The 15,990-nt window shown below is 51.1% G+C and carries 14 protein-coding genes and 1 rRNA gene; 9 read left to right on the top strand and 6 right to left on the bottom strand.

All coding sequences use genetic code 11. The features are described 5' to 3' along the window. Positions 1–207: 207 nt before the first annotated feature. Positions 208–1,830, top strand: a complete 1,623-nt coding sequence (gene nadB, locus FEK47_RS09640; RefSeq protein ID WP_135486946.1) for an L-aspartate oxidase — start codon at positions 208–210, stop codon at positions 1,828–1,830. Here nadB and trmN read toward each other — a convergent pair. Further along, a complete protein-coding gene (trmN, locus tag FEK47_RS09635) occupies positions 1,815–2,552 on the bottom strand; it encodes a tRNA(1)(Val) (adenine(37)-N(6))-methyltransferase TrmN (protein ID WP_130214677.1) in 738 nt (245 codons plus the stop codon). The two genes, nadB and trmN, sit on opposite strands and share 16 nt — an antisense overlap. 131 nt (positions 2,553–2,683) lie before the next feature. Between trmN and srmB the strand changes: the two genes are divergently transcribed. Further along, positions 2,684–4,018: an ATP-dependent RNA helicase SrmB gene (gene srmB / locus FEK47_RS09625; RefSeq protein WP_000219193.1), complete on the top strand. Its 1,335-nt coding sequence runs from the start codon at positions 2,684–2,686 to the stop codon at positions 4,016–4,018. Between the two features lie 31 nt (positions 4,019–4,049). Here the strand turns inward: srmB and FEK47_RS09620 are convergent, their stop codons facing one another. Beyond that, on the bottom strand, positions 4,050–4,931 hold the full coding sequence (locus tag FEK47_RS09620) for a LysR family transcriptional regulator (protein ID WP_135486947.1): 882 nt from the start codon (positions 4,929–4,931) through the stop codon (positions 4,050–4,052). 102 nt (positions 4,932–5,033) lie between these two features. Between FEK47_RS09620 and eamB the strand changes: the two genes are divergently transcribed. Then, positions 5,034–5,621, top strand: a complete 588-nt coding sequence (eamB, locus tag FEK47_RS09615; RefSeq protein ID WP_135486948.1) for a cysteine/O-acetylserine transporter — start codon at positions 5,034–5,036, stop codon at positions 5,619–5,621. A gap of 55 nt (positions 5,622–5,676) precedes the next feature. Here the strand turns inward: eamB and grcA are convergent, their stop codons facing one another. Beyond that, entirely contained in the window at positions 5,677–6,060 is a 384-nt protein-coding gene (grcA, locus tag FEK47_RS09610) for an autonomous glycyl radical cofactor GrcA (protein WP_000627804.1), read from the bottom strand. A 304-nt stretch (positions 6,061–6,364) separates the two neighbouring features. On the opposite strand from grcA, the gene ung reads away from it, so the two are divergent. After that, positions 6,365–7,054 carry a uracil-DNA glycosylase gene (gene ung / locus FEK47_RS09605; protein WP_135486949.1) on the top strand — a complete coding sequence of 230 codons (690 nt, stop codon included), beginning with the start codon at positions 6,365–6,367 and terminating at the stop codon, positions 7,052–7,054. Positions 7,055–7,101: 47 nt separating this feature from the next. Here ung and FEK47_RS09600 read toward each other — a convergent pair whose 3' ends face one another. Next, a complete protein-coding gene (locus tag FEK47_RS09600) occupies positions 7,102–8,139 on the bottom strand; it encodes a tRNA/rRNA methyltransferase (RefSeq protein ID WP_135486950.1) in 1,038 nt (345 codons plus the stop codon). Between the two features lie 206 nt (positions 8,140–8,345). Between FEK47_RS09600 and trxC the strand changes: the two genes are divergently transcribed. The 5 genes from trxC to FEK47_RS09575 all read left to right on the top strand — a co-directional run bounded on the left by trxC (position 8,346) and on the right by FEK47_RS09575 (position 14,060). Then, positions 8,346–8,765: a thioredoxin TrxC gene (gene trxC, locus FEK47_RS09595; protein WP_001098726.1), complete on the top strand. Its 420-nt coding sequence runs from the start codon at positions 8,346–8,348 to the stop codon at positions 8,763–8,765. 68 nt (positions 8,766–8,833) lie between these two features. After that, positions 8,834–9,532: a tRNA-uridine aminocarboxypropyltransferase gene (gene tapT / locus FEK47_RS09590; RefSeq protein WP_130214690.1), complete on the top strand. Its 699-nt coding sequence runs from the start codon at positions 8,834–8,836 to the stop codon at positions 9,530–9,532. 31 nt (positions 9,533–9,563) lie between these two features. After that, on the top strand, positions 9,564–12,224 hold the full coding sequence (gene pat, locus FEK47_RS09585; protein ID WP_130214692.1) for a protein lysine acetyltransferase: 2,661 nt from the start codon (positions 9,564–9,566) through the stop codon (positions 12,222–12,224). 113 nt (positions 12,225–12,337) lie between these two features. Beyond that, on the top strand, positions 12,338–13,693 hold the full coding sequence (gene pssA, locus FEK47_RS09580) for a CDP-diacylglycerol--serine O-phosphatidyltransferase (RefSeq protein ID WP_130214694.1): 1,356 nt from the start codon (positions 12,338–12,340) through the stop codon (positions 13,691–13,693). A 43-nt stretch (positions 13,694–13,736) separates the two neighbouring features. Continuing rightward, positions 13,737–14,060: a YfiM family lipoprotein gene (locus FEK47_RS09575; RefSeq protein WP_130214696.1), complete on the top strand. Its 324-nt coding sequence runs from the start codon at positions 13,737–13,739 to the stop codon at positions 14,058–14,060. Here the strand turns inward: FEK47_RS09575 and kgtP are convergent. Both kgtP and rrf read right to left on the bottom strand, forming a co-directional pair. After that, a complete protein-coding gene (gene kgtP, locus FEK47_RS09570; RefSeq protein ID WP_130214698.1) occupies positions 14,057–15,355 on the bottom strand; it encodes an alpha-ketoglutarate permease in 1,299 nt (432 codons plus the stop codon). The genes FEK47_RS09575 and kgtP overlap by 4 nt on opposite strands. A 336-nt stretch (positions 15,356–15,691) precedes the next feature. Then, positions 15,692–15,807 (bottom strand): 5S ribosomal RNA (gene rrf / locus FEK47_RS09565). Between the last annotated feature and the right edge of the window lie 183 nt (positions 15,808–15,990).

Genomic DNA, 15,990 nt, shown 5'->3' with positions numbered 1-15,990 from the left:
AGAAATGCCCATTTAACTGCCTGAAGAGTACCCCAACGGCCTTTTTATTTCACCACCTAATCCTCCGCCGACGAGCAACTTCTCTTTTTTCCACCGCCCAGGCTTTCCCTGTTTAGCCATTGTAACAAATATCAAAATAGCAGGTGTTTAATCACACAATGTGATGCTATGCTGACCAAACCGTGTTTAGTAAATTAAACAAATGAAATGAATACTTTTCCCGAACATTCTTGTGATGTGTTGATTATCGGTAGCGGCGCAGCCGGGCTTTCACTAGCACTACGTCTGGCTGACCAGCATCAGGTCATCGTTCTTAGCAAAGGCCCGGTAACAGAAGGCTCAACATTTTATGCCCAGGGCGGAATCGCCGCCGTGTTTGATGAAACTGACAGCATTGACTCGCATGTAGAAGATACATTAATTGCTGGCGCCGGTATTTGCGATCGCCATGCGGTTGAGTTTGTCGCCAGCAACGCGCGTTCTTGCGTGCAATGGCTAATCGATCAGGGAGTGTTGTTTGATACTCATGTGCAGCCAAATGGCGAAGAAAGCTATCATCTGACTCGTGAAGGTGGGCATAGTCACCGTCGTATTCTTCATGCTGCCGATGCCACTGGTAGAGAAGTAGAAACCACGCTGGTGAGCAAGGCGCAGAACCATCCGAATATTCGAGTGCTGGAACGCAGCAATGCGGTTGATCTGATAGTTTCTGACAAGATTGGTCTGCCTGGAACGCGACGGGTTGTCGGCGCGTGGGTGTGGAACCGTAATAAAGAAACCGTGGAAACTTGCCATGCTAAAGCGGTGGTGCTGGCAACTGGCGGCGCATCGAAGGTTTATCAGTACACCACCAATCCGGATATTTCCTCTGGTGATGGTATTGCCATGGCCTGGCGTGCTGGTTGCCGGGTTGCCAATCTCGAATTTAATCAGTTTCACCCTACCGCGCTGTATCACCCACAGGCACGGAATTTCCTGTTAACGGAAGCCTTACGCGGCGAAGGCGCTTATTTGAAACGCCCGGACGGCACACGTTTTATGCCTGATTTTGATGAGCGCGGCGAACTGGCCCCACGCGATATTGTCGCCCGCGCCATTGACCATGAGATGAAACGCCTCGGCGCGGATTGTATGTTCCTTGATATCAGCCATAAGCCCGCTGAATTTATTCGCCAGCATTTCCCGATGATCTATGAAAAGTTGCTCGGGTTGGGTATTGACCTCACGAAAGAACCGGTGCCGATTGTGCCTGCTGCGCACTATACCTGCGGCGGCGTAATGGTTGACGATCATGGACGTACGGACGTTGATGGCCTGTATGCCATTGGCGAAGTGAGTTATACGGGCTTACATGGTGCTAACCGCATGGCCTCTAACTCCTTGCTGGAGTGTCTGGTTTATGGCTGGTCGGCAGCGGAAGATATTACCAGGCGAATGCCTTTTGCCCACGGTGTCAGTACGTTACCGCCGTGGGATGAAAGCCGTGTTGAGAATCCTGACGAACTGGTGGTGATTCAACATAACTGGCACGAGTTACGCCTGTTTATGTGGGATTACGTAGGCATTGTGCGCACAACAAAACGCCTTGAGCGCGCTCTGCGGCGTATCAATATGTTGCAACAGGAAATAGACGAATATTACGCCCACTTCCGCGTATCAAATAATTTGCTGGAACTGCGTAATCTGGTGCAGGTTGCCGAGTTGATTGTTCGCTGTGCAATGATGCGTAAGGAAAGCCGGGGGTTGCATTTCACGCTGGATTATCCGGAACTGCTCACGCATTCCGGTCCGTCGATCCTTTCCCCCGTCAATCATTACATAAATAGATAAAAGGCCTGGGTCAGCGCCGTATACGCTTCGGAATAGTTCTGGTCTGGCCCACGAATGACTAAGCGATCGCAAAAGCACTCCCCCGCCAGTGGGGAGAATGCCAGCAGCACCCGATGCGGCAATCGCGCTTCGTTTTCTGCCACATCCGTTCGCAAACGTAAATGCCACCCCATGCTTAATGCCAGCTCCGTAAAACTATTACCGATTTGCTCTGGCAACACCACGCAGAAAAATCCCTCTTCGGTAATGCACTCTGCCGCGCAAGTCAGCAAGGATTGATGATCCAGCGTGGTGGTATAGCGCGCCTGTTCCCGCTGCGGTGTCGCACACTCCACTCCCTGCTGATAATACGGCGGGTTGCTGATGATTAAATCGAAGCGTGCTGTCTGCTGTGTGATCCACTGCTGAATATCCGCCGTATGGACATTAATCCGCTCTGCCCACGGAGACTGGTTAATATTCTCCTGCGCCTGAGCTGCAGCTTCACTTTCCAGTTCAACTGCATCAATCATCACACTGTCATCGGTTCGCTGCGCCAGCATCAGTGCCAACAACCCGCTACCAGTGCCGATATCAAGGCAGCGTTTTACCCCAGCCACTGGAGCCCATGCGCCAAGCAAAATTCCATCCGTTCCCACTTTCATCGCACATCGTTCGTGGCCGACAAAAAACTGTTTAAAAGTAAATCCATTACGACGAAGCACGGATGTAGACTGTGACATGTAAATAAAACCTTGCTGAAAAAACGGCGATAGCACCGGGTAAGAACAATACCTGAGAAGCGATATCCATACAAACAGATGAAGATTGCAGCCGTAACGTCTATAATCAGCGCCCCACACAGAGGTAGAACATGACTGTAACGACTTTTTCCGAACTTGAACTCGACGAAAGCCTGCTGGAAGCCCTCCAGGATAAAGGTTTCACTCGCCCGACCGCCATTCAGGCTGCCGCCATTCCGCCTGCGCTCGATGGCCGTGATGTACTCGGTTCTGCGCCGACAGGCACCGGTAAAACGGCGGCGTATCTGCTGCCAGCGTTGCAGCACCTGCTCGATTTCCCACGTAAGAAATCCGGTCCGCCGCGTATTTTGATCCTCACCCCAACTCGCGAGCTGGCGATGCAGGTGGCCGATCATGCCCGCGAACTGGCGAAACATACGCATCTGGATATCGCCACTATCACCGGCGGCGTGGCCTATATGAACCACGCAGAAGTTTTCAGCGAAAACCAGGACATCGTGGTCGCCACGACCGGACGTCTGCTGCAATACATAAAAGAAGAGAACTTCGATTGCCGCGCAGTTGAAACGCTGATCCTCGACGAAGCTGACCGTATGCTGGATATGGGCTTCGCTCAGGATATCGAGCATATTGCTGGCGAAACGCGCTGGCGTAAACAGACCCTGCTCTTTTCCGCAACGCTGGAAGGCGATGCGATTCAGGATTTTGCCGAGCGTCTGCTGGAAGATCCGGTGGAAGTTTCTGCGAATCCGTCTACCCGTGAGCGCAAAAAAATTCATCAGTGGTATTACCGCGCCGATGATCTTGAGCATAAAACCGCATTGCTGGTGCATCTGTTAAAACAGCCTGAAGCGACTCGCTCAATCGTATTTGTGCGTAAGCGTGAGCGTGTGCATGAGCTGGCAAACTGGCTGCGCGAAGCGGGCATCAACAACTGCTATCTCGAAGGTGAGATGGTACAAGGCAAGCGTAATGAAGCGATCAAGCGTTTGACCGAAGGCCGCGTAAACGTGCTGGTTGCCACCGATGTTGCCGCGCGCGGTATCGACATTCCTGACGTCAGCCACGTCTTTAACTTCGATATGCCGCGCAGTGGCGATACTTATTTGCACCGTATCGGGCGTACCGCTCGCGCCGGCCGTAAAGGCACTGCGATTTCGCTGGTGGAAGCTCATGACCATCTGCTGCTGGGCAAAGTTGGCCGTTACATTGAAGAGCCGATTAAAGCTCGCGTAATTGATGAGTTACGCCCGAAAACGCGTGCGCCAAGCGAGAAGCAGACCGGCAAGCCATCGAAGAAAGTACTGGCAAAACGCGCCGAGAAGAAAAAAGCTAAAGAGAAAGAGAAGCCGCGGGTGAAAAAACGCCATCGCGATACCAAAAATATAGGTAAGCGCCGTAAACCAAGCGGAACGGGCGTGCCACCGCAAACAACAGAAGAGTAATCATAATGCCGGGTTTAAGCCCGGCATTTTTTTATCCAGCCACAAAACACTCTTCAACACACTGAATAAAAGTGTACATCGCCGGGCTAACCGCTTTTCCGGCATGGTGTGCGCACATTGCTGTAATGGTCTGCGACTGCTCGCCAAAGGGCAATTCAATTAATTCACCGTTCGCCAGTTCTTTTGCTACCGCAAAGCGTGGCAGGTAGCTGACACCGATATTGGCCGCGACACAACGCTTGATGCTTTCGATACTTATAAGTTCAATGGTGTTTTCCACCGTGATCCGCCGCTGGCGAAGCGTGCTCTCAAATATCTGCCGGAAGACACATTGTGGTTCATTGATAATAAAGCTACAGGCGTTATGTCTTCCCGACTCAGTAAAATCGACATCTGCAATTTGCGGTGAAGCCACCAGCACCAGCGATTGTTCACCCAACTCACGTCGGTTCAGGGCATCATCATTCCCTACGCGATAAAAGATGCCGACGTCTGCCTCATCATTCAGTAGTGCATCACGAATCACGTAACAGTTCAGTGACTGCAATAATAAACGCACTTTTGGCGCTCGTTGCCGAAAACGCTGCAACACCTCCGGCATTCGGTAAGAGAGCAACGTTTCGCCCGAAACAACGCGCAGTTCTCCGTCCGGATCCGACTCTTTTTTGGCAGCTTCGCGAAGTGTATCCATCACTCTGGTGAGTTCATAGATGTGCGGAAGCAGCTTTTTGCCTTCGCGAGTGAGGCACATCCGTCGACCAATTTTCTCAAACAACTGGACCGAGAACTCCTGTTCAAGCTGCTGAATATGAAAAGTCACCGTCGACTGTGTGCAGCACAATTTTTGCGAAGCTCGCAAAAAAGAACCCTCTTCCACCACGGTTTTTAGGGTAATAAAACGGCGCAGATCCATAATCCCAAACCTATCGAAAATATCGAATTTAGAATGTGAAAACATTCATTTTTTTAAATGTTTTGTGTCGGGTACTGTCTACCAAAACAGAGGAGATAACAAGTGACACCGACCCTTTTAAGTGCTTTTTGGACCTACACCCTGATTACTGCCCTCACGCCAGGACCAAACAATATTCTCGCCCTTAGTTCTGCCACGTCGCATGGGTTTCGTCAGAGTACCCGCGTACTGGCGGGGATGAGTCTGGGATTTTTAATCGTCATGCTACTGTGCGCGGGAATTTCGTTTTCACTGGCTGTTATTGACCCGGCAGCAGTGCATCTGTTGAGTTGGGCGGGAGCGGCATATATTGTCTGGCTGGCGTGGAAAATAGCTACCAGCCCAACAAAGGAAGACGGGCTTCAGGCAAAACCGATCAGCTTTTGGGAAAGCTTTGCGCTACAGTTTGTGAACGTCAAAATCATTTTGTACGGCATTACGGCACTATCGACGTTTGTCCTGCCGCAAACGCAGGCGTTAAGCTGGGTAGTTGGCGTCAGCGTTTTGCTGGCAATGATTGGGACGTTTGGCAATGTGTGCTGGGCGCTGGCGGGGCATCTGTTTCAGCGATTGTTTCGCCAGTATGGTCGCCAATTAAATATCGTGCTGGCACTGTTGCTGGTCTATTGCGCGGTACGCATTTTCTATTAATGAAAAAAAGCGGAAGAGGTCGCCCTCTTCCGCTTAGTAACTTGCTACTTAAGCCTTACAGGCTTTCAGTAAAGGTACGAGCGATAACGTCGCGCTGCTGTTCCGGAGTCAGAGAGTTAAAGCGAACTGCATAACCGGATACACGGATGGTCAGCTGCGGATATTTTTCCGGATGCTTAACTGCATCTTCCAGAGTTTCACGACGCAGAACGTTTACGTTCAGGTGCTGACCACCTTCTACGCGAACTTCTGGTTTAACTTCTACTGGAACTTCACGGTACTCAATGTCACCCAGTTTGCTTACTGCAACCACTTCGTCTTCTGCAAAACCTGCTTTCGCAACGATGCAACGCGCTTCGCCTTTTTCGCTGTCCAGCAGCCAGAAAGAGTTCAGCAGATCGTCGTTAGCGGCTTTAGTAATCTGGATACCTGTAATCATGTGATGCCTCCCCGGCAAAATTATTTGATTTGTTCAGCCTGTCGCGGCCAATTGGTAAAACCATTGTTGCTTGAGTGTATATATACTCCTCAAAGACCCCTGATTCTTTGATTTAAATCAATAAAAAACACACGCCAAGTGTAGCGGCAAGTGGATTTTATTGTTTTACATCAACTTATGCGGGTGTGAAATTTTACCAATTTACATTTTTTTACAGTCGATTATGTCTATAAAATGAGCTTGATTTTGTTCTGTAGAAAGAAGCAGTTAAGCTAGGCGGATTGAAGATTCGCAGGAGAGCGAGATGGCTAACGAATTAACCTGGCATGACGTGCTGGCTGAAGAGAAGCAGCAACCCTATTTTCTTAATACCCTTCAGACCGTCGCCAGCGAGCGGCAGTCCGGCGTCACTATCTATCCACCACAAAAAGATGTCTTTAACGCGTTCCGCTTTACCGAGTTGGGTGACGTTAAAGTGGTGATTCTCGGCCAGGATCCTTATCACGGACCGGGACAGGCGCATGGTCTGGCATTTTCCGTTCGCCCCGGAATCGCCACTCCTCCGTCACTGCTGAATATGTATAAAGAGCTGGAAAATACTATTCCGGGCTTCACCCGCCCTAATCATGGTTATCTTGAAAGCTGGGCGCGTCAGGGCGTTCTGCTACTCAATACTGTGTTGACGGTACGCGCAGGTCAGGCGCATTCCCACGCCAGCCTCGGCTGGGAAACCTTCACCGATAAAGTGATCAGCCTGATTAACCAGCATCGCGAAGGCGTGGTGTTTTTGTTGTGGGGATCGCATGCGCAAAAGAAAGGGGCGATTATAGATAAGCAACGCCATCACGTACTGAAAGCACCGCATCCGTCACCGCTTTCTGCGCATCGTGGATTCTTTGGCTGTAACCATTTTGTGCTGGCAAATCAGTGGCTGAAACAACGTGGCGAGACGCCGATTGACTGGATGCCAGTATTACCGGCAGAGAGTGAGTAAATTTGCGGGAAAATGCCGGATGGCAGAGTTGCCACCCGGCTGATTTATCAGGCTTTATTCTGACGCCACCATTCACCAAGCAAAACGCCGGTTGCAACAGAGATATTCAGCCCGGCAACGTTGCCCGTACCGTCAATCTTCACGCGCAGATCGTTCGGATCGCGTGCGGCATCCGGTAACCCTTCATATTCCTGCCCCAGCACCAGCACCATTTTTTCTGGCAGACTGGTTTTGAACAGCGGTTTACCTTGCTCGCTGGAAGTGGTCACCACGGTGTAGCCCGCCTGACGGAAATCATCCAGCACGTTAACAATGTTGTCGCCAGTAATCGGCTGAACATGTTCTGCACCGCCTTCTGCGGTACGAATAGCCGCCCCCGATTCCAGCAGTGCCGCATCCTGCACCACAACGCCTTTCACGCCGAAGTGCGCGCAGCTGCGCATCATGCCACCCAGGTTATGCGGGTTAGATTCGTTTTCCAGTGCCAGAACGCAATCCTGCGCGCCTGCCTTACTTACCCACTGCTGCACGGTTGTGCCATTACGCTTTTTGATCAGGAAGCACACGCCGCCGTGATGTTCCGTGCCTGACGCTTTTGTCAGTTCCGCTTCATCCACCACATGGTACGCTTTGCGGTTTGCCGCCATCCAGCGCAATGCTTCTTTAAAACGTGGCGTTACGCTCTGGATAAACCAGGCGCGAACAATTGCTTCCGGACGGCTCTGGAAAAGTGCCTGACATGCGTTTTCGCCGTAGACGCGGGTTTCTTCCGCACGCTGACGACGCAAAACTTCCGGATCAATAAAACTTTTACCACTGATGCCACCGTGATCGGCCTTTTCCGGCGCATCATCACCAGGCGCGCGGGAAACTGTGCGCCACGGCGACTCTTCCCACTTGCGGTCACGGGGCTGACTCTGTTTGTCATCGCGGGCGGGGCGACGGCCACCGTCGGCACGAGATTTTCCTGGACGCCCGCCCCCTTTCCCGGTACGCGGGTTATGGGTACGTTTATCAGAATCATCATCACTGCGGACATACATCACTTTGACCTTGCCGCTTTTACCTTTCATTTCATCGTTCATGCTTTTCTCCACCAGCGCTGCGCGAAGCGCGCAGATTACCCGAAGTCCGCGCGGTTCGCCATGATTTCGTACCAAAGCCTGCGTCTATCATACCCATTGAATAAAACAGATTGTTGTCTGGAACAATGTCCCCGATAATATGTAACATATTAGAAACATACCGGCGTCGTTGCCGATAAGTCTCCTTACTCATCCCGAGGTTAGTTATGAATACCGTTTGTACCCATTGTCAGGCCATCAATCGCATTCCCGACGATCGGATCGAAGATGCGGCAAAATGCGGACGCTGCGGTCACGACTTGTTTGACGGAGAGGTGATTAATGCGACCGGTGAAACGCTCGACAAATTGCTGAAAGATGATCTACCTGTGGTGATCGACTTCTGGGCGCCGTGGTGCGGCCCCTGCCGTAACTTCGCGCCAATTTTTGAAGATGTTGCGCAAGAGCGTAGCGGTAAAGTGCGCTTTGTGAAAGTGAATACCGAAGCTGAACGTGAATTAAGCAGCCGCTTTGGTATTCGCAGTATTCCGACGATCATGATTTTCAAAAACGGTCAGGTCGTCGACATGCTTAATGGCGCAGTGCCGAAAGCGCCGTTCGATAGCTGGTTGAACGAATCTCTTTAATCTTACCGGGGCGCATCTTGTGCCCCGTTTTCTCCTCTGCGACAATGGCGTTTTTTCGACGCTCTCTTATGACCGAAAACGCTGTTCTCCAGTTACGCGCCGAGCGTATTGCGCGCGCAACACGTCCTTTTCTTGCCCGCGGTAATCGCGTTCGTCGCTGCCAACGCTGTCTTTTGCCAGAGAAATTATGTCTCTGTTCGACAATTACCCCAGCGGAAGCAAAAAGTCGCTTCTGTTTGCTGATGTTCGACACCGAGCCAATGAAGCCCAGTAATACCGGGCGTCTGATTGCTGATATTTTGCCTGATACCGTTGCGTTTCAATGGTCGCGTACCGAACCCTCGCAAGATTTGCTGGATCTGGTACAAAACCCGAACTATCAGCCAATGGTGGTCTTTCCCGCCTCATATGCTGATGAGCAACGGGAAGTGATCTTCACCCCGCCTTCCGGTAAGCCACCGCTGTTTATCATGCTCGATGGCACCTGGCCGGAAGCGCGCAAGATGTTTCGTAAAAGTCCGTATCTGGATAATCTCCCTGTCATTTCCGTCGATCTTTCCCGGCTTTCTGCCTATCGCCTGCGTGAAGCCCAGGCTGAAGGCCAATATTGTACCGCTGAAGTGGCTATCGCTCTTTTAGATATGGCGGGCGATACCGGGGCTGCGGCCAGCTTAGGCGAGCATTTCACTCGCTTTAAAACACGCTATCTGGCAGGAAAAACGCAACATCTGGGTAGCATCACAGCAGAACAGTTAGAAAGCGTTTAAAATCATTCGGTCACTTCTGCGGGAGACCGATATGAGTCAGCGAGGACTGGAAGCACTACTGCGACCAAAATCGATTGCGGTAATTGGCGCATCGATGAAACCCAATCGCGCAGGTTACCTGATGATGCGTAACCTGCTGGCGGGAGGCTTTAACGGACCGGTGTTACCGGTGACGCCGGCCTGGAAAGCGGTACAAGGCGTACTGGCCTGGCCGGATATCGCCAGTCTGCCATTTACGCCCGACCTTGCTGTGCTGTGTACCAATGCCAGCCGCAATCTGGCGCTTCTGGAAGAACTCGGCGAAAAAGGCTGTAAAACCTGCATTATTCTTTCTGCCCCGGCATCGCAACACGAAGATCTCCGAGCCTGCGCCCAGCGTCATAACATGCGCCTGCTTGGACCAAACAGTCTGGGATTACTGGCGCCGTGGCAAGGTCTGAATGCCAGCTTTTCGCCCGTACCAATTAAGCGCGGCAAGCTGGCGTTTATTTCGCAATCGGCTGCCGTCTCCAACACCATCCTCGACTGGGCGCAACAGCGTGAGATGGGGTTTTCCTACTTTATTGCGCTCGGCGACAGCCTGGATATCGACGTTGATGAATTGCTCGACTATCTGGCGCGCGACAGTAAAACCAGCGCCATCCTGCTCTATCTCGAACAGTTAAGCGACGCGCGACGCTTTGTTTCGGCGGCCCGTAGTGCGTCGCGTAATAAACCGATTCTGGTAATTAAAAGCGGACGTAGCCCGGCAGCACAGCGACTGCTCAACACGACGGCAGGAATGGACCCGGCATGGGATGCAGCTATTCAGCGTGCCGGTTTATTACGAGTGCAGGACACTCACGAACTGTTTTCGGCAGTGGAAACCCTTAGCCATATGCGCCCATTGCGTGGCGACCGACTGATGATTATCAGCAACGGTGCAGCGCCAGCTGCGCTGGCGCTGGATGCCTTATGGTCGCGCAATGGAAAGCTGGCAACGCTAAGCGAAGAAACCTGCCAGAAACTACGCGATGCGCTGCCAGAACATGTAGTAATCTCTAACCCGCTCGATCTGCGCGATGACGCCAGCAGTGAGCACTATATTAAAACGCTGGATATTCTGCTCCACAGCCAGGATTTTGATGCGCTGATGGTTATTCATTCGCCCAGTGCTGCTGCTCCCGCCACAGAAAGCGCCCTGGCATTAATTGAAGCGGTAAAGCATCACCCTCGCAGCAAGTATGTCTCTCTGCTGACGAACTGGTGCGGCGAACACTCCTCGCAAGAGGCACGACGATTATTCAGCGAAGCCGGGCTGCCGACCTACCGCACCCCGGAAGGAACCATCACCGCTTTTATGCATATGGTGGAGTACCGACGTAACCAGAAGCAACTACGCGAAACGCCGGCACTGCCCAGCAATCTGACCTCTAATACCGCAGAAGCGCATCTTCTGTTGCAACAGGCGATTGCCGAAGGGGCAACGTCACTCGATACCCATGAAGTACAGCCAATCCTGCAAGCGTATGGCATGAACACGCTTCCCACCTGGATTGCCAGCGATAGTACCGAAGCGGTGCATATTGCTGAACAGATTGGTTATCCGGTGGCGCTGAAATTACGCTCGCCGGATATTCCACATAAATCGGAAGTTCAGGGCGTCATGCTCTACCTGCGTACAGCCAATGAAGTCCAGCAAGCCGCGAACGCTATTTTCGATCGCGTAAAAATGGCCTGGCCGCAGGCGCGGATCCACGGTCTGCTGGTGCAAAGTATGGCTAACCGTGCTGGCGCCCAGGAGTTACGGGTAGTGGTCGAGCAGGATCCCGTTTTCGGACCGTTGATCATGCTTGGTGAAGGCGGTGTGGAGTGGCGTCCAGAAGATCAAGCCGTCGTCGCATTACCGCCGCTGAACATGAACCTGGCCCGTTATCTGGTCATTCAGGGAATAAAAAGTAAAAAGATTCGTGCGCGCAGTGCACTGCGTCCATTGGATGTTGCAGGCTTGAGCCAGCTTCTGGTGCAGGTTTCCAACTTGATTGTCGATTGCCCGGAAATTCAGCGTCTGGATATTCATCCTTTGCTGGCTTCTGGCAGTGAATTTACCGCGCTGGATGTCACGCTGGATATCGCGCCGTTTGAAGGCGATAGCGAGAGTCGGCTGGCAGTGCGCCCTTATCCGCATCAGCTGGAAGAATGGGTGGAATTGAAAAACGGCGAACGCTGCTTGTTCCGCCCGATTTTGCCAGAAGATGAGCCACAGCTTCAGCAATTCATTTCACGAGTCACTAAAGAAGATCTTTATTATCGCTACTTTAGCGAGATCAACGAATTCACCCATGAAGATTTAGCTAACATGACGCAGATCGACTACGATCGGGAAATGGCATTTGTAGCGGTACGACGAATTGATCAAACGGAAGAGATCCTCGGCGTCACGCGTGCGATTTCCGATCCTGATAACATCGATGCCGAATTTGCTGTACTGGTTCGCTCGGATCTCAAAGGGTTAGGCTTAGGTCGACGCTTAATGGAAAAGTTGATTACCTATACGCGAGATCACGGACTGCAACGTCTGAATGGTATTACGATGCCAAACAATCGTGGCATGGTGGCGCTGGCCCGCAAGCTCGGGTTTAACGTCGATATCCAGCTCGAAGAGGGGATCGTTGGGCTTACGCTAAATCTTGCCCAGCGCGAGGAATCATGAGTAAGGTACTGGAAATGTTGACCACTTAATCGGGACTGGTGTTATTATTGCCCGCTTATGTCGTCTGCATTGCACAGAGGACCCTTCAATGAACAGAGAAGAAATGCACTGTGATGTTGTCAAAATTTAAGCGTAATAAACATCAACAACACCTTGCCCAACTACCCAAGATTTCTCAATCAGTTGATGATGTCGATTTCTTTTACGCTCCCGCCGACTTCCGGGAGACGCTGCTGGAAAAAATAGCCAGCGCGAAGCAGCGCATTTGCATTGTCGCCCTGTATCTCGAACAGGATGATGGTGGCAAAGGCATTCTGAGCGCACTATATGAGGCTAAACGGCAGCGTCCGGAACTGGATGTGCGGGTGCTGGTCGACTGGCATCGTGCGCAACGTGGACGCATTGGCGCTGCGGCATCTAACACTAATGCTGACTGGTACTGCCGCATGGCGCAGGAAAATCCGGGCGTAGATGTTCCGGTTTATGGCGTACCCATCAATACCCGTGAAGCCCTGGGCGTTCTGCATTTTAAAGGCTTTATCATCGACGATAGCGTACTTTATAGCGGTGCCAGCCTGAACGATGTTTATTTGCATCAGCACGATAAATACCGTTACGACCGTTACCATCTGATTCGTAACCGCAAGATGTCAGACATTATGTTTGAATGGGTTACGCAGAATATTATGAATGGTCGCGGTGTTAACCGTCTGGATGATGAACATCGCCCAAAAAGCCCAGAAATCAAGAACGACATTCGCCTGTTCCGCCAGGAGTTGCGTGATGCCGCTTATCATTTCCAGGGAGATGCCGACAACGATCAACTTTCCGTTACGCCGTTGGTGGGTCTGGGGAAATCGAGTCTGTTGAACAAGACCATTTTCCATTTGATGCCCTGTGCAGAACAGAAACTGACTATCTGTACGCCATACTTCAACCTACCGGCAATCCTGGTGCGCAATATCATCCAGTTGCTGCGTGAAGGGAAAAAGGTCGAAATTATCGTTGGTGATAAAACCGCGAACGACTTCTACATTCCGGAAGATGAACCATTCAAGATAATTGGCGCGTTGCCTTATCTTTATGAGATTAATTTGCGTCGCTTCCTGAGTCGTTTGCAGTATTACGTCAATACTGACCAGTTAGTGGTCCGTTTGTGGAAAGATGACGATAATACTTATCACCTGAAAGGAATGTGGGTTGATGATAAGTGGATGCTGATAACCGGTAATAACCTGAATCCACGCGCCTGGCGTCTGGATCTGGAAAACGCCATTTTGATCCACGATCCGCAACTGGAGCTTGCGCCACAGCGAGAGAAAGAACTGGAGCTGATCCGCGAGCATACCACTATCGTTAAACACTATCGCGATCTGCAAAGTATTGCCGATTATCCGGTAAAGGTTCGCAAACTTATCCGCCGTTTGCGCCGCATTCGCATCGACCGATTAATTAGCCGTATCCTGTAATCTGAGCCCCGTCCTGTACGGGGTTCGTTTTTTGGAGGCCGCGTTGCGTATTCTTTTTATCTGTTTGCTATTGTTACTTTCTGGTTGCAGCCACATGGCTAACGATAGCTGGCAGGGGCAGGATAAAGCTCAACACTTTATCGCCTCGGCGATGCTTTCCGCCGCCGGAAATGAATACGCGCAACATCAGGGGATGAGTCGCGACCGCAGCGCGATGTTCGGGCTGATGTTCTCTGTAGGGCTGGGAGCGTCAAAAGAGCTTTGGGATAGCCGCCCTGAGGGGAGCGGCTGGAGCTGGAAGGATTTTGCCTGGGATATCGCCGGTGCAACTACCGGCTATACCGTCTGGCAAATAGCGCATCACTAAAGACGCATCCCCTTCCCTTTGCGGTGCAGCATCAAAGAAACCAGAAACGCTACCACGGCCATCAATGTCACATACCAGAAGAATGCCGTTTCCATTCCTATCGATTTCAGCGACAACGCTACGTACTCCGCCGAACCACCAAATATAGCATTGGCGACCGCATATGACAGACCAACACCTAATGCGCGAACCTGCGCCGGGAACATCTCAGCCTTCAGTATTCCACTGATTGATGTATAAAAACTCACTATCAGCAGGGCGCACATCACCAGACCAAAAGCAGCATAAGGAGAGGAGACGTTCTGCAATGCTGATAGTATGGGGACGGTAAAAATAGCGGCCAAAGAGCCAAAGCATAACATTGAGGTTCGGCGTCCAATCTTATCTGACAGCGCGCCAATGAGCGGTTGAATGAGCATAAATACAAACAATGCCGCAGTCATAATGCCGCTTGCTACGTTAGCGTGCATTCCCGCAGTATTCACCAGATATTTCTGCATATAGGTGGTAAAGGTATAGAAACAAAGAGAACCCGCAGCAGTGAAGCCGAGAACCATGATGAATGCACGGCGATTGCGCCATAATCCCTTCATTGACCCCGCTTCTTTTAAAGCGCGCGTTTCTTGTTGCGAAGTCTCATCTAATTGACGGCGTAACCACAATGCTACAACGGCTAACACCGCTCCTAACGCAAAAGGAATGCGCCATCCCCACTCTCTAAGAGCAGAATCTTCCATAGTATGTTGTAGAACAACCACCACCAGTAAGGCCAGCAACTGACCGCCAATTAGCGTGACGTACTGGAACGAAGCATAGAACCCTTTGCGCCCTTCAACAGCAACTTCACTCATATAGGTGGCGCTGGTGCCATATTCTCCACCAACGGATAATCCCTGGAATAAACGCGCGAGAAGCAATAATGCCGGAGCCCAGGTACCGATAGTTTCATAACCTGGGAGGCAGGCGATAACCAGAGATCCGAAACACATCATACACACCGATAACAACATTGATTTTTTACGACCATGTTTATCGGCTATACGTCCAAATAGCCAGCCACCTATTGGACGCATCAGAAAGCCCGCAGCAAAAACACCGGCTGTTTGTAATAACTGAGTGGTAGTGTTACCAGAAGGAAAGAAGATGTGGGCGAAGTAGAGGGAACAGAATGAGTAGACATAAAAATCGAACCACTCGACCAGATTACCTGAAGAGGCCCCTACTATTGCCCAGATGCGGCGACGAGTATCACTACTTGTCAGTTTGCCGTCTGCCGTTACAGTGCTTTCTGCCATGCCAATATTTCTCCTGCCATAATCCGATGCTTTTGTAGGCCAATGTTGTTTATTATTTAGTAAGACGAATGTTATACATTTGTTACCGATGTTTATGCAACCATAACTGCGAATTTAGTTAGCAGGGGAATGATTATTCTGGATGACCAGGAAGGATTTCAGGTGAGGTTGTCGTATGGAAATGGGCGAGCATCTGGCGTATACAAGGGAATGATAGGGTTTTTATTTCTTAGTCAGAACCACATCAGGTGGTTTTTACTGCCTACGCTATTCAGGACGGACGACAGATAAAACAAAAGGCCCAGTCTTCCGACTGAGCCTTTTGTTTTATTTGATGCCTGGCAGTTCCCTACTCTCGCATGGGGAAGCCCCACACTACCATCGGCGCTACGGCGTTTCACTTCTGAGTTCGGCATGGGGTCAGGTGGGACCACCGCGCTAAGGCCGCCAGGCAAATTCCTGTGCTCTGTCCTGTGTCTTTTGCACTGATACTGCGTCGGCTGCATTCGCGAAAGTCAGTCACATACTTCAGTATGCTCCTTCCTTCGCTTCATTTGCCGCCTTGTCTCAGCGCAAAATCCTTCGGACTCTGAATCTAAGCTGAAAATCTCTCAATCCGCCAAAACATCTTCGGC

The organism is Escherichia sp. E3659, from assembly GCF_005781135.1.
Lineage (GTDB): Bacteria > Pseudomonadota > Gammaproteobacteria > Enterobacterales > Enterobacteriaceae > Escherichia.
Note: the sequence above shows the minus strand (reverse complement) of the source record. Positions and strands in the feature narration are given on the sequence as shown.